The sequence below is a fragment of the Pseudomonas sp. Eth.TT006 genome, from assembly GCF_054456575.1.
In genome coordinates this window covers 478,218-498,940 of the sequence record NZ_JBTJEN010000002.1, presented here as the reverse complement: position 1 = coordinate 498,940, position 20,723 = coordinate 478,218, and the positions used below count along the sequence as shown (strand labels likewise).

Annotated in this window: 23 protein-coding genes; 2 read left to right on the top strand and 21 right to left on the bottom strand. The window is 58.8% G+C overall.

Annotated elements, in window-relative coordinates; genetic code table 11:
- Positions 1-35 precede the first annotated feature (35 nt).
- The 14 genes from ACXR0M_RS05435 to ACXR0M_RS05370 all read right to left on the bottom strand — a co-directional run bounded on the left by ACXR0M_RS05435 (position 36) and on the right by ACXR0M_RS05370 (position 11,565).
- A complete protein-coding gene (locus tag ACXR0M_RS05435) occupies positions 36-773 on the bottom strand; it encodes a hypothetical protein (protein ID WP_458830624.1) in 738 nt (245 codons plus the stop codon).
- Entirely contained in the window at positions 770-1,060 is a 291-nt protein-coding gene (locus tag ACXR0M_RS05430) for a hypothetical protein (RefSeq protein ID WP_458830622.1), read from the bottom strand. The genes ACXR0M_RS05435 and ACXR0M_RS05430 overlap by 4 nt, the downstream gene beginning before the upstream one ends.
- Positions 1,057-4,575: a TipJ family phage tail tip protein gene (locus ACXR0M_RS05425; protein ID WP_458830620.1), complete on the bottom strand. Its 3,519-nt coding sequence runs from the start codon at positions 4,573-4,575 to the stop codon at positions 1,057-1,059. Before ACXR0M_RS05425 ends, ACXR0M_RS05430 begins: the two co-directional genes overlap by 4 nt.
- Before the next feature lie 68 nt (positions 4,576-4,643).
- A complete protein-coding gene (locus ACXR0M_RS05420; RefSeq protein ID WP_458830618.1) occupies positions 4,644-5,270 on the bottom strand; it encodes a tail assembly protein in 627 nt (208 codons plus the stop codon).
- A 54-nt stretch (positions 5,271-5,324) separates the two neighbouring features.
- Positions 5,325-6,107 carry a C40 family peptidase gene (locus ACXR0M_RS05415; protein ID WP_458830616.1) on the bottom strand — a complete coding sequence of 261 codons (783 nt, stop codon included), beginning with the start codon at positions 6,105-6,107 and terminating at the stop codon, positions 5,325-5,327.
- 2 nt (positions 6,108-6,109) lie between these two features.
- A complete protein-coding gene (locus tag ACXR0M_RS05410; protein WP_458830614.1) occupies positions 6,110-6,793 on the bottom strand; it encodes a phage minor tail protein L in 684 nt (227 codons plus the stop codon).
- Positions 6,794-6,864: 71 nt separating this feature from the next.
- Complete coding sequence (locus ACXR0M_RS05405; protein ID WP_458830612.1) at positions 6,865-7,203, bottom strand: phage tail protein; 339 nt, start codon at positions 7,201-7,203, stop codon at positions 6,865-6,867.
- Positions 7,204-7,240: 37 nt separating this feature from the next.
- The gene (locus tag ACXR0M_RS05400) at positions 7,241-8,458 is read right to left on the bottom strand and encodes a phage tail tape measure protein (RefSeq protein ID WP_458830611.1); all 1,218 of its coding nucleotides are present in this window, start codon (positions 8,456-8,458) and stop codon (positions 7,241-7,243) included.
- A gap of 56 nt (positions 8,459-8,514) precedes the next feature.
- Positions 8,515-8,769 carry a hypothetical protein gene (locus tag ACXR0M_RS05395; RefSeq protein WP_458830609.1) on the bottom strand — a complete coding sequence of 85 codons (255 nt, stop codon included), beginning with the start codon at positions 8,767-8,769 and terminating at the stop codon, positions 8,515-8,517.
- Positions 8,770-8,798: 29 nt separating this feature from the next.
- Positions 8,799-9,149: a phage tail assembly chaperone family protein, TAC gene (locus ACXR0M_RS05390; RefSeq protein ID WP_458830607.1), complete on the bottom strand. Its 351-nt coding sequence runs from the start codon at positions 9,147-9,149 to the stop codon at positions 8,799-8,801.
- An 8-nt stretch (positions 9,150-9,157) separates the two neighbouring features.
- On the bottom strand, positions 9,158-9,649 hold the full coding sequence (locus ACXR0M_RS05385; RefSeq protein ID WP_458830605.1) for a phage tail tube protein: 492 nt from the start codon (positions 9,647-9,649) through the stop codon (positions 9,158-9,160).
- Between the two features lie 92 nt (positions 9,650-9,741).
- Positions 9,742-9,933: a hypothetical protein gene (locus ACXR0M_RS05380; RefSeq protein ID WP_458830603.1), complete on the bottom strand. Its 192-nt coding sequence runs from the start codon at positions 9,931-9,933 to the stop codon at positions 9,742-9,744.
- A 24-nt stretch (positions 9,934-9,957) separates the two neighbouring features.
- Positions 9,958-10,305 carry a phage holin family protein gene (locus ACXR0M_RS05375; protein WP_458830601.1) on the bottom strand — a complete coding sequence of 116 codons (348 nt, stop codon included), beginning with the start codon at positions 10,303-10,305 and terminating at the stop codon, positions 9,958-9,960.
- 525 nt (positions 10,306-10,830) lie between these two features.
- Positions 10,831-11,565 (bottom strand): LexA family transcriptional regulator, encoded by a 735-nt coding sequence (locus ACXR0M_RS05370; RefSeq protein ID WP_458830599.1) that lies wholly within the window; start codon positions 11,563-11,565, stop codon positions 10,831-10,833.
- Between the two features lie 209 nt (positions 11,566-11,774).
- Between ACXR0M_RS05370 and mutS the strand changes: the two genes are divergently transcribed.
- Entirely contained in the window at positions 11,775-14,357 is a 2,583-nt protein-coding gene (gene mutS / locus ACXR0M_RS05365; RefSeq protein ID WP_458830597.1) for a DNA mismatch repair protein MutS, read from the top strand.
- Positions 14,358-14,520: 163 nt separating this feature from the next.
- The gene (gene fdxA, locus ACXR0M_RS05360) at positions 14,521-14,844 is read left to right on the top strand and encodes a ferredoxin FdxA (protein WP_007908827.1); all 324 of its coding nucleotides are present in this window, start codon (positions 14,521-14,523) and stop codon (positions 14,842-14,844) included.
- Between the two features lie 383 nt (positions 14,845-15,227).
- On the opposite strand, the gene ACXR0M_RS05355 is transcribed toward fdxA, so the two are convergent.
- The 7 genes from ACXR0M_RS05355 to ispF all read right to left on the bottom strand — a co-directional run bounded on the left by ACXR0M_RS05355 (position 15,228) and on the right by ispF (position 20,682).
- Positions 15,228-15,434, bottom strand: a complete 207-nt coding sequence (locus ACXR0M_RS05355; RefSeq protein ID WP_458830595.1) for a hypothetical protein — start codon at positions 15,432-15,434, stop codon at positions 15,228-15,230.
- A gap of 95 nt (positions 15,435-15,529) precedes the next feature.
- Positions 15,530-16,540 (bottom strand): RNA polymerase sigma factor RpoS, encoded by a 1,011-nt coding sequence (gene rpoS, locus ACXR0M_RS05350; RefSeq protein WP_458830593.1) that lies wholly within the window; start codon positions 16,538-16,540, stop codon positions 15,530-15,532.
- Between the two features lie 105 nt (positions 16,541-16,645).
- Positions 16,646-17,527: a peptidoglycan DD-metalloendopeptidase family protein gene (locus ACXR0M_RS05345; protein ID WP_458830591.1), complete on the bottom strand. Its 882-nt coding sequence runs from the start codon at positions 17,525-17,527 to the stop codon at positions 16,646-16,648.
- A gap of 212 nt (positions 17,528-17,739) precedes the next feature.
- On the bottom strand, positions 17,740-18,375 hold the full coding sequence (locus tag ACXR0M_RS05340; RefSeq protein ID WP_458830816.1) for a protein-L-isoaspartate(D-aspartate) O-methyltransferase: 636 nt from the start codon (positions 18,373-18,375) through the stop codon (positions 17,740-17,742).
- A gap of 41 nt (positions 18,376-18,416) precedes the next feature.
- Entirely contained in the window at positions 18,417-19,166 is a 750-nt protein-coding gene (surE, locus tag ACXR0M_RS05335; protein ID WP_458830589.1) for a 5'/3'-nucleotidase SurE, read from the bottom strand.
- Entirely contained in the window at positions 19,154-20,212 is a 1,059-nt protein-coding gene (gene truD / locus ACXR0M_RS05330) for a tRNA pseudouridine(13) synthase TruD (RefSeq protein WP_458830587.1), read from the bottom strand. Before truD ends, surE begins: the two co-directional genes overlap by 13 nt.
- Positions 20,209-20,682 carry a 2-C-methyl-D-erythritol 2,4-cyclodiphosphate synthase gene (ispF, locus tag ACXR0M_RS05325; RefSeq protein WP_007907189.1) on the bottom strand — a complete coding sequence of 158 codons (474 nt, stop codon included), beginning with the start codon at positions 20,680-20,682 and terminating at the stop codon, positions 20,209-20,211. Before ispF ends, truD begins: the two co-directional genes overlap by 4 nt.
- Positions 20,683-20,723 lie beyond the last annotated feature (41 nt).

The window sequence follows — 20,723 nt, the reverse complement described above, 5'->3', positions numbered from 1 at the left end:
AGTTGTAGGCACATTAAAATGTCGAAAAAGATCAATTATTCCTTGATGATCGGAATGGCCGGCATGGAATAGTAAATAGCCTTTGGAATACCCGGATAATTTGTACTAAACCCGGTGCGCGAATCCAGCATCAATCGTGGTTCGCCATTGACCGCAAATCCCCAGCGAATATAGGTAATCGCATTGACCGTCGCGCCATTGACCGCCACTTGACCGAGTTCCACATCCAGCGCCATACCGACTGCCAGATAAGTGTTGCCACTGGAAATCCATGACGCTGGACGATAGATATCCATACGTGCAGCACCGGCGATCTGTTGTCCGGACACCTGTATCCAATCCGCAGGATCGCCACCCAGCTCTCTTTCGAATACCGGAGGCCGGAGCAGGGAATCAAATACCACTTCACCCCTTTCGTTGCGTACACGCATACCGTAACCACTGGTGGAGCGGAGGTTGTAAGCATAAACGCGTATGGCAATATTCTGCGTTGTGTGCCCCCCATTACCGTTGAATGCCAGAACCGCGCCGGTCCAGTTGCCTGGCCCCCCCAGATACTGGACGCTGTCGTAAAACAACATCGGATTATTCCAGGCTTTAACGGCCAGGATAGGTGGAGCCGCCGAAGTTATCGGATAGGGGAAAGGCAAGTTAAAGACAGCTGTCGTACTGACATCTATATTCTGCTCCAGCAAAATTCCGAGATTGTGGAACTTGCTGTCGATGATGGTTGCCCCTCCGGCATTGCGTACCAATAAACCAAAATCACTCATGATTTGGCCACCACATAGAGCGTCCCGGCCGTGTGGAAATCGTTTCTCCACCAACCGTAGTAGCCCCACTCGACATAGCCATCGCGCATGAATGCCCATACCGGACGTTTATTGACTTCGTTTCCGACCACGTAGGCAGTTGCATTGCCGGCATTGAAGCCAGGCAGGGCAAAAGTTCCTGAATCGGCGAACTTGACGGGCATTGAGTGAATAACTCTCAAGGCGCGATCCGTCACATCAATAGTCATTTTTCCATTCTCGTCGAACGTTCGAAATCCAAAAGTCATGACGACAGCATCCCCATTTCGACTCGAACCGTCCCCGCCTGATCAACCACCGTCCAGCGTCCCCCTTTGTCCAGCGTCCAGATGGGAGTGCCATTGTTGGCTAAAGCTGTAGATTGAATGACGTTGCCGATTTTCGCGTTAGTGATCGTACCGTTCTGGATAAAGGCAGAATTGATATAGGTAGCACCACCCGAGACGGTGAATGGTGAGACCGGCGTTCCATTGTTCAAATTCAACAGACTGAACGTATCCGCCCGCACCACAAACTGCGAAGAAACACCGGATGGATCAACCTGAAGCCCCAAACCAAAGGACGCGGCGTATTTCTGGCCGCCCGCCGTGGTATCCATTTTCACCGACCAGAGCGTCGACAGCTTGCCGTTGGTGTCCGCCAGAGCTGTCGTCGCTTGCTGGACTGCCGCGCTGTTCTGCCCGATCGACGCATTTAACTGATCGATTTTCATGGCCGTTGCAGCATTGGCGGTCGTCACGGCCTTGTCGAGCGATGTGATCGTGGCCGTGTTCTGGCCAGTAGTGACCTCTACCGTAGTCAAGCGCTGTGCGGTTGCCTCGTTCTGAGTCGAACGTACAGAACTTTCCGTAGCAATGGCCGCCGTACTCGTCCAGCCTTTGAGGGCATCCGCCAGTTCACCTTCCCCGTTGTCGTCGCGGGAGGCTGCTCGCAGTGCCTGGAATGCAGCGGCCTGGGCGGTCATCGCTCCATCAATCTTGCTGATATCGGCGGTGTTGGTCCCGACCTGTTGAACCAGTCCATTGGCGGTCTCGACCGATTGCCCTACGTCCGTCCAATAAGTGGCATCCGGCGGTGGCAGATTGGCCGGTACCGGGCCTTTGGCCTGATACAGTCGATCGCCCTGACGCACGATCGCGTATTTGGCGTAGGTTCGGGTTGCGTCATAACCTTCTTCCAGCGAATCGATCTGACTCTGCAAGCTCGGAATTTTCTCGATCTCGGTTAGCAGGTCTTTACCCAACTCGGTTTGCGAAACCTTTCCCGCGAGCATTTCGAGAATCGGCCCGGCCTCGGAACTGGCCTGACCAAGCACCCCATTCCCGGTGGGATACCACGGGCCTATATTGCCCGTGCGATCAACCAGCCGAGCCCAGAAGAAAAACGACGTGCCAGCCAACAGGCTCTGCATCGTGTAATCACTTTGCGGATAAGCCAGATCCGCCAGCTTCTTGGCGGCGTCCAGATTCGGAGTCGGTCCATGCCAGATCTCAGTGCGCTGAGTGTCTTCGGCACCCACAGGGAATTCCCATTTCAGGCCGATACCGAACAACAGGCTTTCGGCCTTGAGCATGGTCACCGAAGGTGGTGGCGTGGTTTTACCGGAAAGCTGGGTTTCCACCGAAGTTGCATAGATCGAACCGATGTCCAGCGCATTGATTGCCCGAACCTTGGCCACGTACCGCCCGGCATAGATGCCGCGTACTTCCATCGACGTACCACCGGTACGGCCGGCGAAAACCCATTCGCTGTCGTTCTTGCGCCAGTGGACTTCGTAGGCGATGGCATTGGCCGGACGCGTCCATTCAATGGTCATGACGCCGACTGCACTGCCCTGATCAATGAAGTGGTTGTTACTGACGGTGACCGAGCCCGGCGGCGCCTGGACGCCTGGCGGGATGACGGTGATCGGCGGCCGCTCGATGCGGGAACCGTTGTCGATGGCGCCGAATTTGCTCGGCACATGCTTGACGGCACTGATGCTGTACTTGATTTCGTTGTCGGTGAAATCTTCGGCAATCGACATTACGCGAAATTGCTGCGTAGCCAGATTGGGCGAATCGATCGCCCACATCGACTGGGCCGGTGGCAGTTCACTCAAGGGCTGGGTCAGCAGCACACGCTGAACGTCGCCGCTGATGTCTACTGACTTGATTGAGCGAGATACAGCTTTGCCAGTTGGCATGACCAGCGTGATGGTGTCACCCGTTGTGGCGGTGACCTGCGCGTCGAGGGTCAGCACATCAAGCGTTGCATCACGCAGGCGTCCGCCGATTCGACGCCCGGCGCGATCGTTGTCGGCCACCCGGATGATCTGCCCCGGGCGCGCCAGCGTGCCATCAAGCCCCACTGCGAAGGTGACGCTTTCGGTTTCCATGCGATTGGTCAGCAGTGCCCACTTGCCGATTCGCTGTGCCTGCGCCTGAGAGGTACAACCGGTGGCGCTGATTTCTGTCTGCTGGACACCGTAACGGGCGATGCCGTCCGGGTCGTCGACATACTCGACCTTCTGCCGGTAGAAGTCCGAAGGGTCGTTCCAACTGACCAGCGCCACGCTGAACCGGGTCTTTTTCGCCGACCCGCCGTAGATGAATTTGCCGTCGATGACATTGCCATTGGAGTAGGTGTAGACCGGGTCCTCCGGCATGTCGGCCACTGCCATGACTGAACCTGCGCCCCAATACGCCATACCCCGGAACGTCGTGGCCAGGTCTTGCAGTACCTTCAACGCATCGGCGCGCGCCGAAAGGTAAAGGTTGCAGGTAAAGCGCGGCTCGGTGCCGCCCTTGCCATCGGGAACAGGCTGATCGCAGTACTGGCCGATGCGATACAGCTCCCATTTATCGACCTGGCCGGCATTGAGCAAATGCCCCAGGCCATAGCGCGGATGCAGCAGAAGATCGTAGTAAATCCACGCCGGGTTATCGGTCCATGCCGATTTGAACATGCCGTCCCAGACGCCCGAGTAGAGGCGACTCTGTGGATCGTAGTTACTCGGCACTCGAATGATCCGACCCAGCAGTTCAAAAGAGCGCGACGGGATGGACTGGAACTGCGACGCGTCGAATTGCAGGCCAATGATCGCCGAACCGGGATAGCGCAACTTGGCGTCGATCACCTCGGTGCTCGACTCGACACTGGTGGTGTCGGCGATAGCGCCGCTGGTGGAGTTGGGGGTCAAACGACGCACCCGTATAGTCCAGCCGCTTTTGGCCGTCGGCAGATCGATGCGGTGCGAACGCTCGTACTTACTGCTGGTCTTGCCGCTGAAAGCAGATGCCAACACCTCGACGAAGGCACCGCCATCGGTAGACAGGTCAATGGCGTACTTGACCGTATAGCCGTTAGTGTCGCCATTGCTGGTATTGGTCTGTGCCAGACGCGACACCGCCAGGCGAATCCGCACGGCGGACAGTTGCAGATTGGTGAAGGCCTTGGTCCAAGGTTGATCGCCGCGCAATTCGACAGCCGCAGCCGTTTCGTTTTCCACCGCAGGGAAACCCGGGATGTACGCCTGGTCCTGGCTACCGGTACGAACGTCGAGCGTCACGCCGTTGAAGTTCAGGCTACCGTCGTCGTTGGCAAGCGGCGTTTCGTCCAGAAACACCGATTGAGTATGGTTTTTCAGACCGACAATCTCGCCTTCGCTGACGAGATCGAGGATACGAGCGTAAGCCGTGCTTTGCAGGCTGTCTGGCGCTTCCACGGAGGGGCGCGGCTTGGCGGCGCCACCTTTGCTGCCAGCGAGAATGAGGTCAGTCATGGCTTTCCTTCAGGCGAAATAAAACCCGCACCGGGCGGGCTGGATGGAAATCATTGAAACGTGTAACGCTAGAGCTGATCCTGGGCGTAAACGCCGGCGCTGATCACGGCGCTGCCGACAATCATCTGACCGTAAAGAAGGCTCACGGGATTGCCTTGGGCACTGGTATTGACCGGCCCGTTGAAACTGTAGCTGGCACGATTCTGGGGAGCATCCATGGAGCCTAGTCCCTTGGCCTGCGGCGACATCATTTGCATGACGCCGCCCATTGCCATTGCAATCCCGACATTCGCAGCCGCTGTCCAGCCCGCACCGGCCCCTGTGCCCAGCAGACCTGTGCCACCTGCAGCCATTCCTCCGGTGAAGTAGGAGGCTGCGACGACCAGCGCAACACCGATGATGGTCTGCAACGACCCCGCCCGCTTGCTGCCTGTCATCACCGGCGCAATACGGATATCCGTGCTGCCACTCGGTGCCTTGAGCCGGTCATGGCCAATATTTTCGCGTCCTAGAAAGACCGAATACGCCATCCCACGATCCTTTGATTCCATCAGGAAGCGCTCGAAACCCGGGATCAAAATGCACAGCGCATGAATGGCTTCCGCCGCGTTGCTGACGGCCAACCGGTGTACACGGCCGAAACTGGCCCCCAGGGTGCCGTAGAGGCGGATGGTTCTGAGTTTTTGCTGATTCATCTCACGGCTCCAGGAGAAGAACTCCAATGTGGTATTAAATCCGTTGTTCGGGGATCAGACAGTCGCACTGGACATCTTCGAACGATGCCGCCAGCAACTCACCGTCACCTCTGCCCAATACCCGCCGTAGATGTCGCGACGGCTGTCGCGTCCATACAAGTGATGCAGGATCGAACCCGGCGCCGGAAAGTGATCCGGCTCGCTGTTGAGCACGCCATCTTCCAGATAAATGGCGGCATGGTTGGGCACTGGCGAGCGGATCTGCATCAATACGACATCGCCCTGTTGCAGCCGGCTGACCAGTTCGAAACCGGCGGCGGGCAGATTGTCGAGATAGAGATTGCCGCCCTTGTTCCACCAGCCGTCTTCACGCTGATAGTTGCCCAGTTCAATGCCCATTTCCCGGCGGTAGTAATCGAGGATGATGCTCAGGCAATCATGCACACCATGGACGAAATCCCGCCCGATCAAGGGCGCCAGATAACCCATGGGAGCGATGCTGACCAGTTCGCCTTTGCCGACCGTCCCATCATCGCCTTTACGTACTTCCAGTATGTGCCAGGGCAAACCGGAGGCTTCACAGGCGACCCGATCCGCCTCACTGGCTGTCGCCGGATAATCCGGATGACTGTGCACCACCGCCAGAACCTCGCCGCACTCTTCGGCCGCCGCATAATCCTGCGGTGCCAGACGAAAGTGCTCGCTGGGGGTGGTCGCGGTATTGCGGCACGGTACATATCGCTGTTGACGCCCTTCGCGGATCAACAGACCGCAACACTCGTCGGGGTATTGAGCGACGGCGTGACGCTCGATGGCGGCCAGTATTGCCTTATTCATGATCAACCCCGAATCAGGCCGGCGGCGGGAAACGAACCGTAGGGCAGTGGATTGTTTTCGCCGAAACGCAGCTTGCAGCTGCTCAGGCGACCACCGCACTTGTCCTTGGCGGCGTCAGTGACGATCACGTCATTGGCGTCTGCCACCGGACCACCGTTGTAACCGCAATAAGGGCCACGGTAACCGCCGCAACTGAGCCACCAGCAAACGTTGGCGACAATCTGCCGACGTGGCAATTGCACGCCGTTGAAATCCAGTGCGCTGGCCAGTTCGAACTTCACTACTTCGCTGTCTTCACTGAGCTTGCGCTCGATGTACCAGAGGTCGGGTGGCAGTTCTTCTTCCGGATCGGCTTCCGGCTGGCCATCAAGGTATTTGCCCAAGGTGCGATGACGGATCAACCGCGCCCCGACCAGATCCTGGAAATACAGCACCAGAGCCGTAATGAAACCGCCCACATTGCCCACCGACAACGTCGGCGTCGGTTGCGTGCCCTGCCCGGTCATTTCGAACCCCTCGGCCAGGATTGGCCAGGGTGAATACTCAAGGCCTTGCCAGAAAATCGAGGATTGCTGGGGATAGCCGTGAAAGCGGTACAACTCGGCGCCGAGGCTGGTGGCATCGAGCTCGAACAGTTCGACCCAGGCGCCGGGCTCCAGCGCCTGGATATCTGCAGTAATGGACATGTGAATCTCCGGGCAAAGAGAACCCCGCTTGAAGCGGGGTTGTAGTCGTGGCATTCAGCGCCGTCAGCGTCTTATGGATGAAAGGCCTGCTCGAAGGTCGCCGCAAGGCTGTACAAGCCAGCCCCCAGCGGGCTCGGCTGATAACCCTTGCAACGGAAGAGAGCAGGTTCGCCCAAGGGTGCCGTCCAGTAAAACGGTGTAGCACCAGCGTGGCGATCAAGGAACTGCACAATGGTTTTGATCCGCGTCTCATCACCGACAAACGTCAACGGCCAGGACTGAGATCTGTTGTTGATTCCGTCCTGCACCACCTGCTGATATCCATCGCCGAACTTTGCGGACTTGAGACGAAATTCGACGTTGCCGACGGGTTCGACTTTCGGTGTCCAGGTGAATGTTTCTGTTGTCATGTTTCCTCCGGGCGTGAACCGTTGCGGCCACTGATATTCAGCGGCCGTTGATGGCCGACCAGATCTGGCCGCCCGGTTTCAGGTCACGGGCGATCTGCTCGGCAGCGCCCTGCTTGGCGGCGCTGGCATAAGCCTTAGCGACGGTCTGCGAGTTCATATCCCCGCTCGCCGCTGCACCCGAACTATCGCCCACATTGATGGTTTGCTGAATCACGACCTGCTGACTGCTGGTCCCCCCCAGACCGGCGCCCTGCACCTGCACGCCGAGGGAGCCATCGGAACTGCGACTCAGCGGCATGATGGCTTCCGGTCCGGCTTCACCGAACATTGCCATCGGGGCCAGGGTCGGCCCGGTGGCGATACCGTTGGTGAAAGCACCGCCCTTGGCGTGGAAGGAAACGTTCGACACGTCGAGTTGCGGGACGTAAGTCGTACTCATGTCATCCAGTTTGAATGTTTGCGGTGTTGGTGCAGTTGTACTGCCAAACATCGACGATGCCGCCGACCCGACCAGACTGAACAGCGAACTCAAACCGCTGGAAACAGCCGTCTGCGCCGCCAGTTTGGCCATATCGGCGAGTACCGATTTGGCAAAGTCGGAAAACGAGAACTTCCCCGTCATCGCAAACGTGCTCACGGCGTCGCCCATGGTATTGAAAGCCTTGGTGAAGACCTCCTTGGACTTGCCGGCCACATTCGCGCTGTTGTCGAGGTAGTCGTCCCAGGCCGATGTGGCACCGTTGATCCAGTTGCCCTGAGCCTCCGTCATCGCCTCATAGTTGCTTTGAACTTGCAGGGTCAGTTGATCGTGGTTGGCTTTCAACGCATCGAGACTGGCCAGGTAATCGGCCCCCTCCCGAGGGTCACCGCCTCCTGCCGAAGGCATGTCCAGCTTCTTGCGCGCCAAAGCATAGTTCTGGTCGATATCACTCAGTGCCTGCGCCCGCGCGCTTTCTCGGGCACCCATTCCAACTTGTGCAGCCGCAAGTGCACCGGCACGTCGCGACTTGTCAAAGTCATCGGAATAATTGATTTGCTTCCTGGCTTCTTCCTGAACATCGACATAGGTCGCGATATTTGCCTGGGTTATCGAGCTGGCGGACGCATTCAGCGTCACGCCGATTTTCTTTGCCGCGTCTTCGATCTGTTTTTGCATCTGACGCAGCTTTTGTTCGGTGATACGCGACGCCTGGGTCCACGCTTGTTCAAGGCCGTTGAGATTAGGCGTCAACCCTGCTGAAGAAGTAACTGCCATGTGCTTTTCTCCGGGTTAAGAAAAAACCCGCCGAAACGGGTCATGTAAATGAACGCCTATCGCCACTGCTCAAGAGCACGCTCGAGAGAAAGTCCCTGGCGATGCTCATGAGGCATGAAGTCCAGCAGCTCCGCCATTCCGCCGCCCAGCCGGTGGATTTGCAGCGCGACCAGCGCGCTGCCCGCCTCCAGCCGCCTACCGGCGTGGAGCGAGCCATATCGATCGATATAGCGGCCCCACGCCAGGGCTTCGTGGTAGGTCATGCGTTCCTTGGCTTCGGCAATCGTCCGGCCGCCGACTCCGTTCAGCACCAGTTCGTGCCAGAACTCATCGGCGGCCGTCAGTTTTTTGCTGCGACACCGCCAGTGCCATTGACCTCATTGACGGCGTTGAGCATCAGGAACCCCAACGATGGCTCAAGGTTGTAAGCATCGTCGTAGCCGAGCGCTTCCATACCGTCATCACCAAGCGAAACGCAGGCCGCGAGATAGCTCGCGTTGCGGCTTTGCTCGGTTTCATCCTGAGCGAAAAGCCGTTCGATGACGCCGAACGACTGACGACGGATATGCAATGTGAACGAGTCGGTCACTTCCTGGCCCGACTCGGCATCCAGATGCTTCCAGCTCACTTCTTTCTTGACGGGCTGGCCATCGACAATGCCGCCCCGGGCTTTCAACTGTTTGAGGTTCATGATTGGCCTCAGGCTTTCTTGATCCAGGCGGAACCGCCGGTGCGCTGGATGGTGACGGTAGTGGTCACTACAGCATTCAAGGCGAAATTGAACGGGAAGTCCGAGACGTAACCATCAAAGGTGAACCAGGTACGAGTGGTCGGCAACTCAAAGGCATTGCCTTGAGTATTGACGGTTGGCAGAACGTCTTTGCCATCCGACCAACCCACCACCCATTTGATGCTGGTGTCGCCATTGGCTTCGGACAATTGATGCAGACGGATGTGACTGGCATTGGTCGGATCGGCATTGAGACCCAGACTGGCCGTACCAGGTGTACGAAGACCTTTCTTGTAGGTACGTTCCTGGGCATCAAGCGTGGTGTCCTCGATCTGTTCGGCAGGTGCACCGCCCGGATCGAAAGAGGTGGCGTGCTCGACTTCCAGCACGGTGTAAGGACCGGAACCGGTGGTCGGCGGCACGAGGGCGAAAATTTGAGTACCTTGGGTAAGGATCGACATCTGGCGTTCTCCAGCGAACATAAAAAAACCCGCGGATGCGGGGTTGTGGGTGTTGCTCGGTTGGTTGTTTCTGGAAGGATGAACCGGTGCGTTCAGGGCGCCGGCGTACCGTCCAGGTAGGGTGGCGCATTCGGATCCGGCTCACGACTTTTGATCAGGTCAACCAGCGCCTGATTGCTCTGAGCCAGCAATCTGATGGAAGCATTAAAGGCTGTTTGGCTGTCCGTCTGAACCTGCAGGGCGGCAATGAGTCTGTTCAGCGCCGCCAAGTCTTCGTCATTCATGGTCTGTCATTCTCTTCTCAATGATCATTGTTCGGATGAAGGATCGTGCGGTGGAACTTCGCAAACGCCAATCCGCTTGGCGGCCCAGCGTTCGTACAGGCCGATGGCGACGTCGGCGCCGGCCATCGCGGTCAGGCAGCCGAATGCACCGGCGGCCCAGATCGACAGCCCGGCGGCGTACAGCAGCATGATTGCCGACACGCCACAGATCATGCAGGCGCCGGAGCGCAGGGCCAGACGCCGCAGCAATGACCAGCCGCGGGCGCCCTCCTTGTCGGCGCGCCACATTTCGCCAGACACCCCGCCCACGACAGCAAGGAGGATGACCAGCCAGATTGGCATGTCGGCCAATGCTTGTTGCTCGGTTGTCATGTCACGCCTCCTGTTTTCAGTTGATTAATGTTGAGTGTTGGGTTCAAGCGATGTCTCTTCAGGTAGGCATTCCAAAAAGCCCGGCTATGCACCGGGCTTTTCAGTAATGCGCTCCTTCGCCTTCCTTCAAATCCTGTGTTCAAGAAGGAAGCTGACTTTTCGGCGCTACTGGCGCGGTACGAGTCCATTCAAATTGTTTTTCCGACCGCGGTCCCTGCCCGCCGGATAACTGCTTCTGGTGCTTTACGCTGCACACCCGGGTCAGTTGCCAACCCTCTGAACCGTTGAGGCCGGTTCATCGCTGCCTGTTCTTGTGGAACTAAAGAGCTGTTGTTGCCAGCCGCTTTGTCGAGCGGCTTGGTGGCAAGAATATGCATGGATGCATATACAGTCAATGCGTAAATGCATTTATTTATGCACAAGAAATGCTCGGGTGCATGGGAGCCCCGTCGTGCAAGGGTTCGGGGATTTTGCACAGGCGAAAAAAAACCCGCCGAGGCGGGTTTTTATCTGAAGGGGTTCAGGTCAGCGGGCGTACATGCCCCACCAGAAGACGTGGCCGAGGATGACGATCTGCTCATCCTGCATATCCTGGAAGCTGTAGTCCTCGTCCGGATGCTCATCGCGGTTGAAGCTGCGCAGACGGATGCCGGTCGGCAGGCGATAGAGCTGCTTCACCCGCAACTGACCGTTGTGATTGATCGCGTACAGGTCGCCATCAATGATGTCGCCGATGCCGCACTTGCCCGCATTGACCCCGACGGTGGCACCGTCACGCAACACCGGCAACATGCTGTTGCCACGCACTGTCACACACTTGGCCTGGTCGAACTGCACACCGTTATGGCGCAGGCTGCGCTTGCCGAAGCGCAGGCTAGAGCGCTCGCTCTCTTCAATGACGAATCTTCCTGATCCAGCAGCCAATTCAACCTCGCGAAGAAAGGGCACCGACACCTCGTCGTCATCGACAGGAGTATCGTCGTCCCACAGGCTTATGTCCTTGAGTTCTGCATGCACGTCGTCGCGCGCGCCGCCAGTCGCGATTGCGACATCTACGCGGCCGCGCAGTTGATCGGTGCTCACATTGAAGTATTCGGCGATCTTCGAGATGTGTTTATCCGAAGGATCGACAATCTTCCCGCTGAGAATCCGCGAGAGCGTTGATTGAGGCACGCCGGTGCGACGGTGGAGCTCCGTGGGGGAGATCCCGTGCTGGTCGAGCAGTGCTCTTAAGACGGAGGATACGTTGCGTTTTTGCATAAGGCGCATAGTGCTTGAAGTTTTTTCCGAAGACAAATGCTGATTTGCATAAATCGTGCATAAGTCACAAATAAACGCAGAACGTGTCAGCGGGCCGTCATGCCTGCGTCGAGCAGACCGCCCATGGTAACCTTGCGTCCATCGCGGAAAAGCCCGGCGCTTGCCCTCGCTTTTGCCCTACATCATTTAACGAGTTACCTGACAATCCGATGAATAAAGCCGTCTCCGACCTGTCCTCCCACACCCCGATGATGCAGCAATACTGGCGCCTGAAGAATCAGCACCCGGATCAGCTGATGTTCTATCGCATGGGCGACTTCTACGAGATCTTCTATGAAGACGCGAAGAAGGCTGCCAAGTTGCTCGACATCACCCTGACCGCGCGCGGGCAGTCGGCGGGACAGGCGATTCCGATGTGCGGGATTCCGTACCACGCGGCGGAAGGTTATCTGGCGAAACTGGTCAAGCTCGGCGAGTCGGTAGTGATCTGCGAGCAGGTCGGCGACCCGGCGACTAGTAAAGGCCCGGTGGAGCGTCAGGTAGTACGGATCATCACCCCAGGTACGGTCAGCGACGAAGCGCTGCTCGATGAGCGCCGCGACAACCTGATTGCCGCGGTGCTGGGCGACGAGCGCCTGTTTGGTCTGGCGGTGCTGGACATCACCAGCGGCAACTTCAGCGTGCTGGAGATCAAGGGCTGGGAAAACCTGCTGGCGGAGCTGGAGCGGGTCAACCCGGTGGAACTGCTGATCCCGGACGACTGGCCGAAAGACCTGCCGGCGGAAAAACGCCGTGGCGTGCGTCGTCGCGCACCGTGGGATTTCGAACGTGACTCGGCGCTGAAGAGCCTGTGCCAGCAGTTCTCCACGCAAGACCTCAAAGGCTTCGGTTGCGAAACCCTGACCTTGGCCATCGGCGCCGCCGGTTGCCTGCTGGCCTACGCCAAGGAGACCCAGCGCACCGCCCTGCCCCACTTGCGCAGCCTGCGTCACGAACGCCTGGATGACACCGTGGTGCTCGACGGCGCCAGCCGCCGCAACCTTGAACTCGACACCAATCTGGCTGGCGGTCGCGATAACACCCTGCAATCGGTGGTCGATCGCTGCCAGACCGCGATGGGCAGCCGCCTGCTGACCCGCTGGCTGAACCGTCCGCTGCGCGATCTGACGGTGCTGCTGGCGCGGCAGACCTCGATCACTTGCCTGCTCGACGGCTATCGCTTCGAAAAGCTGCAGCCGCAGCTCAAGGAAATCGGCGACATCGAGCGGATCCTCGCGCGGATCGGCCTGCGCAATGCGCGGCCCCGTGACCTCGCGCGCCTGCGTGACGCTCTCGGTGCCCTGCCGCAGCTGCAAGTGGCAATGACCGACCTGGAAGCGCCGCACCTGCAGCGCCTGGCGACCACCACCAGCACCTACCCGGAACTGGCGGCGCTGCTGGAAAAAGCCATTATCGACAACCCGCCCGCGGTGATTCGCGACGGCGGCGTGCTGAAAACCGGTTACGACAGCGAGCTGGATGAACTGCAGTCGCTGAGCGAAAACGCCGGGCAATTTCTGATCGACCTCGAAGCCCGGGAAAAGGCCCGTACCGGCCTGGCTAATCTCAAAGTCGGCTACAACCGCATCCACGGCTACTTCATCGAGCTGCCGAGCAAACAGGCTGAATCCGCTCCGGCAGACTACATCCGGCGCCAGACCCTCAAGGGCGCCGAGCGCTTCATCACTCCGGAGCTGAAGGAGTTCGAAGACAAGGCGCTGTCGGCCAAGAGCCGCGCGCTGGCCCGCGAGAAGATGCTGTACGAGGCGCTGCTGGAAGATCTGATCAGCCAGTTGCCGCCGTTGCAGGACACCGCTGCGGCACTGGCCGAGCTGGACGTGCTGAGCAACCTTGCCGAGCGTGCGCTGAACCTTGACCTGAACTGCCCGCGCTTCGTCAGCGAGCCGTGCATGCGCATCAGCCAGGGCCGTCACCCGGTGGTCGAGCAAGTGCTGACCACGCCGTTCGTGGCCAACGACCTGAGCCTGGATGACAACACCCGGATGCTGGTGATCACCGGCCCGAACATGGGCGGTAAATCCACTTACATGCGGCAAACCGCATTGATCGTGCTGCTGGCGCACATCGGCAGCTTTGTGCCGGCAGCCAGTTGCGAACTGTCGCTGGTGGACCGGATTTTCACCCGGATCGGCTCCAGCGATGACCTCGCCGGCGGCCGCTCGACGTTCATGGTCGAGATGAGCGAAACCGCCAACATTCTGCACAACGCCACCGAGCGTAGCCTGGTATTGATGGACGAAGTCGGTCGTGGCACCAGCACCTTCGATGGTCTGTCGCTGGCATGGGCGGCAGCCGAGCGTCTGGCGCAACTGCGTGCCTATACTCTGTTTGCGACGCATTATTTCGAGCTCACAGTATTGCCGGAAGCCGAGCCGCTGGTGGCCAACGTGCACCTCAACGCCACCGAGCACAACGAGCGCATCGTGTTCCTGCACCACGTGTTACCAGGGCCTGCCAGTCAGAGCTACGGCTTGGCCGTGGCGCAACTGGCCGGTGTCCCGAGCGAAGTGATCGTGCGCGCCCGTGAGCACCTGAGCCGACTGGAAGACACCGCCTTGCCGCATGAAGCACCGAAGCCTGCCGTCAAAGGCAAACCGGCGGCGCCGCAGCAGAGCGACCTGTTTGCCAGCCTGCCGCATCCGGTGCTGGATGAGTTGGCGAAAGTGGATCTCGATGACCTGACCCCGCGTCGTGCGCTCGAATTGTTATATGCACTTAAGAACCGGATCTAAGCAGCGAAGAACCGGATATAACGCAAACGGCTTCAAGCTGTTAGAATCTCGCGCGGTTCGGGATGCTGCTGGCTAATAGCCTGGCTGGCAGACATCGCTCCCGAACCTGGCGACCCCAACCGTGAAGGGGCAACGCTGCCGCCGCCTGAGGAGAAAATTAGAAATGACCTTCGTCGTCACCGACAACTGCATCAAGTGCAAGTACACCGACTGCGTAGAAGTGTGTCCGGTGGACTGCTTTTACGAAGGCCCGAACTTCCTGGTCATCCACCCGGATGAGTGCATCGACTGCGCCCTGTGCGAACCAGAATGCCCGGCCGTGGCGATCTTCTCCGAGGACGAAGTTCCGGAAGAGATGCAGGAGTTCATTCAACTGAACGTTGAATTGGCCGAAATCTGGCCGAACATCACCGAGAAGAAAGAATCGCTGCCGGATGCCGAAGAGTGGGATGGCGTCAAAGGCAAGATCAAAGATCTCGAACGCTGATCTGCTGCGCGTTCCGAAAAGGCCCCTTGCGGGCCTTTTTTTGCTTTTGGCTTTGACTTTTTTCGGGCAAAAAAAAGGGGCGGTATGACCCGCCCACATTTTTTCCCTATTCCCTGTATTCCTTTTCATCGTCCTGATGAATCGCGTCCTGCAATGTCCTTTCCCCTCCTCCTTGAAGGGCGTGTCTGTCCGTCGACACAGGGCTGATATTAGAGATTTCTCTGCAGGGAGCAATCGGCTGTGATGGCCGAAAAATGCTGTCATAAGCACTTCACATTAAAAAATAAATATGGAAATCAACCAGTTAGATTGCTACGCCGTGAGCAATCGACGTCTGCCGGCCTGTAAAAATAGGGAACACTTACGAAAGAGTAAGCCAAGGCTTACACCGCCAGACTACAAATCCCGCCCTGTAGGAGCTGCCGAAGGCTCGGGCCGCGTTCGGACGATCTTTTGATCTTGATCTTGATCTTGATCTTGATCTTGATCTTGATCTTGATCTTGATCTTGATCTTGATCTTGATCTTGATCTTGATCTTGATCTTGATCTTGATCTTGATCTTGATCTTGATCTTTAAAAACAAAGTCAAAAGATCGCAGCCTTCGGCAGCTCCTACAGGAAATATTTCAGGTAACAAAAAGCCCCGAACCAGTCGGGGCTTTTTGAGGCGGTCGGCAGAGGTGCTTACTGAAACAGCGACTCGCTCGACAGACCGTTCTTCTCGAGAATTTCGCGAAGACGCTTGAGGCCCTCCACCTGGATCTGCCGTACCCGTTCCCGGGTCAGACCGATTTCCAGGCCGACATCTTCCAGCGTGCTGCTTTCATGGCCGCGCAGACCGAAGCGGCGTACCACCACCTCGCGCTGCTTGTCGGTGAGTTCCGAGAGCCATTGATCGATGCTCTGCGAAAGATCGTCATCCTGCAGCAGTTCGCACGGATCGGTCGGACGGTCATCCGTCAGGGTGTCCAGCAGGGTTTTATCCGAATCCGGACCCAGCGAGACGTCGACCGAAGACACCCGCTCGTTCAGGCCGAGCATGCGCTTGACCTCGCCCACCGGTTTTTCCAGCAGGTTGGCGATCTCTTCGGGTGAGGGTTCGTGATCGAGCTTCTGTGTCAGCTCACGTGCCGCCCGCAGGTACACGTTGAGCTCCTTGACCACATGAATCGGCAACCGGATGGTGCGGGTCTGATTCATGATCGCGCGTTCGATGGTCTGACGAATCCACCAGGTCGCGTAGGTCGAAAAGCGGAAGCCGCGCTCAGGGTCGAACTTTTCCACCGCGCGGATCAGGCCGAGGTTGCCCTCTTCGATCAGATCCAGCAGCGACAGCCCCCGATTGACGTAACGCCGGGCGATCTTCACGACCAGCCGCAGGTTACTTTCAATCATGCGCTTGCGCCCGGCAGGGTCGCCACTTTGCGACAGACGCGCAAAATGAACCTCTTCCTCCGGGGAGAGCAGTGGGGAAAAGCCGATTTCGTTGAGATACAGCTGCGTGGCGTCGAGCGCCCGGGTGTAGTCGATGTACTTGTGTTGTTTAAGTGAAGCGGATTGTTTGGATCTGGAACGAACGGAAGGTGGAGCAGCCCCTTCATCATTCGACATCGAAGATTCCGAATCGATGCCGGCCTCCATCAGGAGAACCTCATCGTCGATGTCAAACTCCGGCACTTCTTTACTGAGAGCCATTGTTATAGTCCTTTGGTGAGTTCGACCCCAAGCTCAAGCGACGCCTTTATCCTTGGCAGCGCTGGAGCCTGTCCCCTCTACGCGACGGAACAGGCTGGCCTCAAATCAACGTCTGGGCAGGAACTGCAGCGGATCGACTGGCTTACCTTGTCGGCGAATCTCAAAATGCAGTTTCACCCGGTCCGTACCCGTTGACCCCATTTCGGCAATTGTCTGTCCGACCTTGACCTGCTGCCCCTCCCGTACCAACAGCCTGCGGTTATGTCCGTAAGCACTGACGTAGGTTTCACTGTGTTTGATGATGACTAATTCGCCGTAGCCCCTTAAGCCACTCCCGGCGTAAACCACCGTCCCATCAGACGCAGCTAAAACAGGCTGTCCCAAATCTCCGGCGATATCAATTCCTTTATTCAAACTACCGTTTGAAGAGAATTTTCCAATCAGAATGCCATTAGAAGGCCATCCCCAGCCGGTCGGGGCCGGCCCTGCTGGAGGCAGCGGAGCCGAGGTCGGTTTGTTGGCGACGGACGGTGTAGCCCCCGCAGAACCGGCACCGGAGCCGGTCACCGTGGTGGTCGTCGTGCCGTTCGCCTGACGCCGGATTACCGTGGTTTTGCTCGACGAGGATGGCGCAGAACCGCCGCTGCTCACCACCGCCGTCGGCGTTGAACCGCTGCGCCCGTCGAAGCGAATTGTCTGACCCGGATGGATCGTATACGGCGTAGGAATGTTGTTCCGCGCGGCGAGGGCTTTGTAGTCCCAGCCGTAGCGAAAAGCGATGGAAAACAGCGTATCGCCCGGACGGACTACATACTGCCCGGTCGTGACGACAGGACGCTGGGGCGCCGCATTGTTGCGATCGACCACCCGCACGTTACTCGATTTGGTGCTGGAGCAACCGACCAGCAAGGTGCTCAATACAAGGCCAGTCACCAGGCGCTGAAAGCTCGTGTTACCCATACGCTGCGCTATGACTGTGAGACTCACCCGCCGCTCCCTTTGTGCTGGCTGAAATAGATGGAATGCCGTCTTTCGGCAAGCAGTGTCGCAAGTATAACGGGCCGAACAGGCTTTACCGTTAAAGATGCGAAAACCGCTCGCGCACACGTTTGCCCGTGGACTATATGTAGTGTTTAACGCCTTGCCGCCGGTGTAAGACCGAGTCCGGCGAAAGGAATTCAGCGCCTTTGCACAAATGCTCAGGCCAGCGGGCCATTAAGCAATGGCACGAAGCGCACCGCTCCCAGAACGTGACGGGAAAAGCCATGCTCCTCACGCACGATCAGCATCAGTTGCTGCACTTCCCCCGAGCCCACCGGTATCACCAGCCGCCCACCCGGCGCGAGTTGATCGAGCAAGGCCTGCGGCACATCGGTCGCAACCGCGGTGACAATGATGCCGTTGTACGGCGCCAGCGCCGGCCAGCCCTCCCAGCCGTCGCCCCAGCGGAACACCACGTTGCGCAGGTTCAGCTCCAGCAGACGTTCCTTGGCCCGGTCCTGCAGAACCTTGATGCGTTCGACCGAGAACACCCGCTCCACCAGTTGCGACAGCACTGCAGTCTGATAGCCGGAACCGGTCCCGATCTCCAGCACCTTGTCCAGAGGCCCGGCCTCCAGCAGCAGCTCGCTCATGCGCGCCACCATATAAGGCTGGGAGATGGTCTGGTTGTGGCCGATCGGCAACGCCGTGTCTTCGTAGGCGCGGTGCGCCAGCGCTTCATCGACAAACAGATGACGCGGCGTGCGGCGGATCACTTCCAGCACCTTGGCGTTGGACAGGCCTTCTTCATAGAGACGCTGGATCAGACGTTCGCGGGTGCGCTGCGAGGTCATGCCAATGCCGCTGCGGAATCTGTCTTCGTGTTCACGGGCCATCAGCGCAGTCCCTCCAGCCAGCCATCAAGACTTCTGAAGGCGTCGTTGAAGGTGCGATCGAGCAACAATGGCGTGATCGACACGTAGCCTTGCATCACCGCATGGAAGTCAGTGCCCGGGCCGCCATCTTCGGCATCGCCGGCAGCGGCAATCCAGTAACCGGCCTTGCCACGCGGGTCGACCACTTTCATCGGTGCCGCCGCGCGGGCGCGATGGCCGAGACGGGTCAGCTGAATGCCACGAATGTGCTCGATTGGCAGATTGGGGATGTTCACGTTGAGTACCGTACGCGGTGGCAGGTCCAGCCCGGCGTGGGCCTCGACCAGTTTGCGCGCGAAATGTGCTGCTGTCGCCAGATTGTCCACCTGCCGTGACACCAGCGAGAACGCAAACGAAGGACGCTCAAGAAAGCGTCCTTCGAGGGCCGCCGCCACGGTGCCGGAATACAGCACGTCATCACCCAGATTGGCGCCGAGGTTGATCCCGGAAACCACCATGTCCGGCTCGCGCTCCAGCAGACCATTGAGGCCCAGGTGCACGCAGTCGGTGGGTGTGCCGTTGAGGCTGATGAAACCGTTGGCCAGGTATTGCGGGTGCAACGGACGGTCGAGCGTCAGCGAACTGCTGGCGCCGCTTTTGTCCTGCTCCGGGGCGATAACCACGCACTCGGTGTAATCCGCCAGCGCAGCATAAAGCGCGGCGAGACCGGGTGCGGTTACCCCATCGTCGTTAGAAATCAGAATACGCATGGGCTGTCCGTCTGCCCCACCGGCACCAGATCAACGAGTTCGCGCACCAATACGGTGGCGAAGCATCCGGCCGGGAGGACGAATTCCAGTTGCAGAATGTCAGGCTGGGGATAATGCCACGACAACCCGCCAATGGGCAGCCGCAGAATGCGCCGTTCGTGGCTCATTCCGGCATTGATCAACCAGTCGCGCAGATCTGCCTCGCGAGCAGCAATCCCCTGCTCCAGATCATGGACAGCACCGGCGGCCGGTGAGTCACCTTCGCCCCACTGCGGACCGGTCGGATGCAGATCGAGAATCGCCAGGCGCGGGTCGCTGCATTCAGCTTCACCGGCAGGGAAAAAACTGCGGCTGTCGGTGAACGCCAACAGATCGCCGACCTGCGCCTGCTGCCAGGTGCCATCCGCCACCCGCGCTGCCAGCACCTGGTTGAACAGAAAACTGCGCGCCGTCGAGAGCAGCCGCGAGCGCACGTTGCGCTGTTCTGGCAACGCCTTGCGCGCCGCCCAGGCACGCGCATCAACGACGTTGCCGCCGTCATGGCCGAAACGCTGGGTGCCGAAATAGTTGGGAATGCCGTGCTGGGCGATCAGTTGCAGACGCTGTTCGATCGCTTCTTTGTCGCCGGCGAATTGGGTCAGGCGCAAAGTGAAACCGTTGGCCGAATGTGCGCCGCGTTGCAGCTTGCGTTTGTGCCGGGTGGTCTTGAGGATCTTCAGCGTGTCGTTTTCCGCCGCCGACAGATCCGGATCCGCCTTGCCCGGCAGTTGCACGCTGAACCACTGGCGGGTCAGCGCCTGGCGATCCTTGAGTCCGGCATAGCTGACGGTGCGCAGTGACACACCGGCGGCCTTGGCAATCCGCCGCGCCGCCTCTTCGGTGTTCAGGCCACGCTTTTCCACCCAGATCCACAGGTGTTCGCCATCGCCGCTGAACGGGATGTCGAGTACTTCATCGACCTGAAAATCTTCGGCGATGGCTTTCAGTACCGCGGTGCCGAGGGGTTCGCCATAGGCGCGCGGGCCGAGCAGTTGCAGTTCGTTCATGCGCGCAGCAACAAGGCAACGGAATGCACGGCGATGCCTTCTTCACGGCCGACAAAGCCGAGCTTTTCGGTGGTGGTAGCTTTCACGTTCACTTGGTCCAACTCAACTTGAAGATCGGCGGCGATCAGCGCGCGCATCGATTCGATATGCGGGGCCATTTTCGGCGCCTGGGCGACGATGGTGTTGTCGACATTGCCGACTTTCCAGCCCTTGGCGTGGATCAGCGCAACCACATGGCGCAGCAGCACACGGCTGTCGGCGCCCTTGAATTGCGGATCGGTGTCCGGGAAATGCTTGCCGATATCACCCAGCGCGGCGGCGCCGAGCAAGGCATCGCTCAAGGCGTGCAGCAGGACGTCACCGTCGGAATGAGCGAGCAGCCCGAAGCCGTGTGCAATGCGCACGCCGCCCAGAGTAATGAAATCGCCTTCAGCGAAACGGTGCACATCGTAGCCGTGGCCAATACGCATAAAAAAACGCCCCGATTTTTGTCAGGGCGTGATTCTACCTG

What these genes read in the sequence shown, in the direction of transcription:
- ACXR0M_RS05425 (WP_458830620.1), bottom strand. Translation starts at nt 4,575, where the DNA reads ATGACTGACCTCATTCTCGCTGGCAGCAAAGGTGGCGCCGCCAAGCCG.
- ACXR0M_RS05370 (WP_458830599.1), bottom strand. Translation starts at nt 11,565, where the DNA reads ATGCAAAAACGCAACGTATCCTCCGTCTTAAGAGCACTGCTCGACCAG.
- mutS (WP_458830597.1), top strand. Translation starts at nt 11,775, where the DNA reads ATGAATAAAGCCGTCTCCGACCTGTCCTCCCACACCCCGATGATGCAG.
- ACXR0M_RS05420 (WP_458830618.1), bottom strand. Translation starts at nt 5,270, where the DNA reads ATGAATCAGCAAAAACTCAGAACCATCCGCCTCTACGGCACCCTGGGG.
- surE (WP_458830589.1), bottom strand. Translation starts at nt 19,166, where the DNA reads ATGCGTATTCTGATTTCTAACGACGATGGGGTAACCGCACCCGGTCTC.
- fdxA (WP_007908827.1), top strand. Translation starts at nt 14,521, where the DNA reads ATGACCTTCGTCGTCACCGACAACTGCATCAAGTGCAAGTACACCGAC.
- ACXR0M_RS05385 (WP_458830605.1), bottom strand. Translation starts at nt 9,649, where the DNA reads ATGTCGATCCTTACCCAAGGTACTCAAATTTTCGCCCTCGTGCCGCCG.
- ACXR0M_RS05430 (WP_458830622.1), bottom strand. Translation starts at nt 1,060, where the DNA reads ATGACTTTTGGATTTCGAACGTTCGACGAGAATGGAAAAATGACTATT.
- ACXR0M_RS05405 (WP_458830612.1), bottom strand. Translation starts at nt 7,203, where the DNA reads ATGACAACAGAAACATTCACCTGGACACCGAAAGTCGAACCCGTCGGC.
- ACXR0M_RS05375 (WP_458830601.1), bottom strand. Translation starts at nt 10,305, where the DNA reads ATGACAACCGAGCAACAAGCATTGGCCGACATGCCAATCTGGCTGGTC.
- ACXR0M_RS05340 (WP_458830816.1), bottom strand. Translation starts at nt 18,375, where the DNA reads ATGACCTCGCAGCGCACCCGCGAACGTCTGATCCAGCGTCTCTATGAA.
- truD (WP_458830587.1), bottom strand. Translation starts at nt 20,212, where the DNA reads ATGAACGAACTGCAACTGCTCGGCCCGCGCGCCTATGGCGAACCCCTC.
- ACXR0M_RS05410 (WP_458830614.1), bottom strand. Translation starts at nt 6,793, where the DNA reads ATGTCCATTACTGCAGATATCCAGGCGCTGGAGCCCGGCGCCTGGGTC.
- ACXR0M_RS05390 (WP_458830607.1), bottom strand. Translation starts at nt 9,149, where the DNA reads ATGAACCTCAAACAGTTGAAAGCCCGGGGCGGCATTGTCGATGGCCAG.
- ispF (WP_007907189.1), bottom strand. Translation starts at nt 20,682, where the DNA reads ATGCGTATTGGCCACGGCTACGATGTGCACCGTTTCGCTGAAGGCGAT.
- ACXR0M_RS05415 (WP_458830616.1), bottom strand. Translation starts at nt 6,107, where the DNA reads ATGAATAAGGCAATACTGGCCGCCATCGAGCGTCACGCCGTCGCTCAA.
- rpoS (WP_458830593.1), bottom strand. Translation starts at nt 16,540, where the DNA reads ATGGCTCTCAGTAAAGAAGTGCCGGAGTTTGACATCGACGATGAGGTT.
- ACXR0M_RS05400 (WP_458830611.1), bottom strand. Translation starts at nt 8,458, where the DNA reads ATGGCAGTTACTTCTTCAGCAGGGTTGACGCCTAATCTCAACGGCCTT.
- ACXR0M_RS05380 (WP_458830603.1), bottom strand. Translation starts at nt 9,933, where the DNA reads ATGAATGACGAAGACTTGGCGGCGCTGAACAGACTCATTGCCGCCCTG.
- ACXR0M_RS05435 (WP_458830624.1), bottom strand. Translation starts at nt 773, where the DNA reads ATGAGTGATTTTGGTTTATTGGTACGCAATGCCGGAGGGGCAACCATC.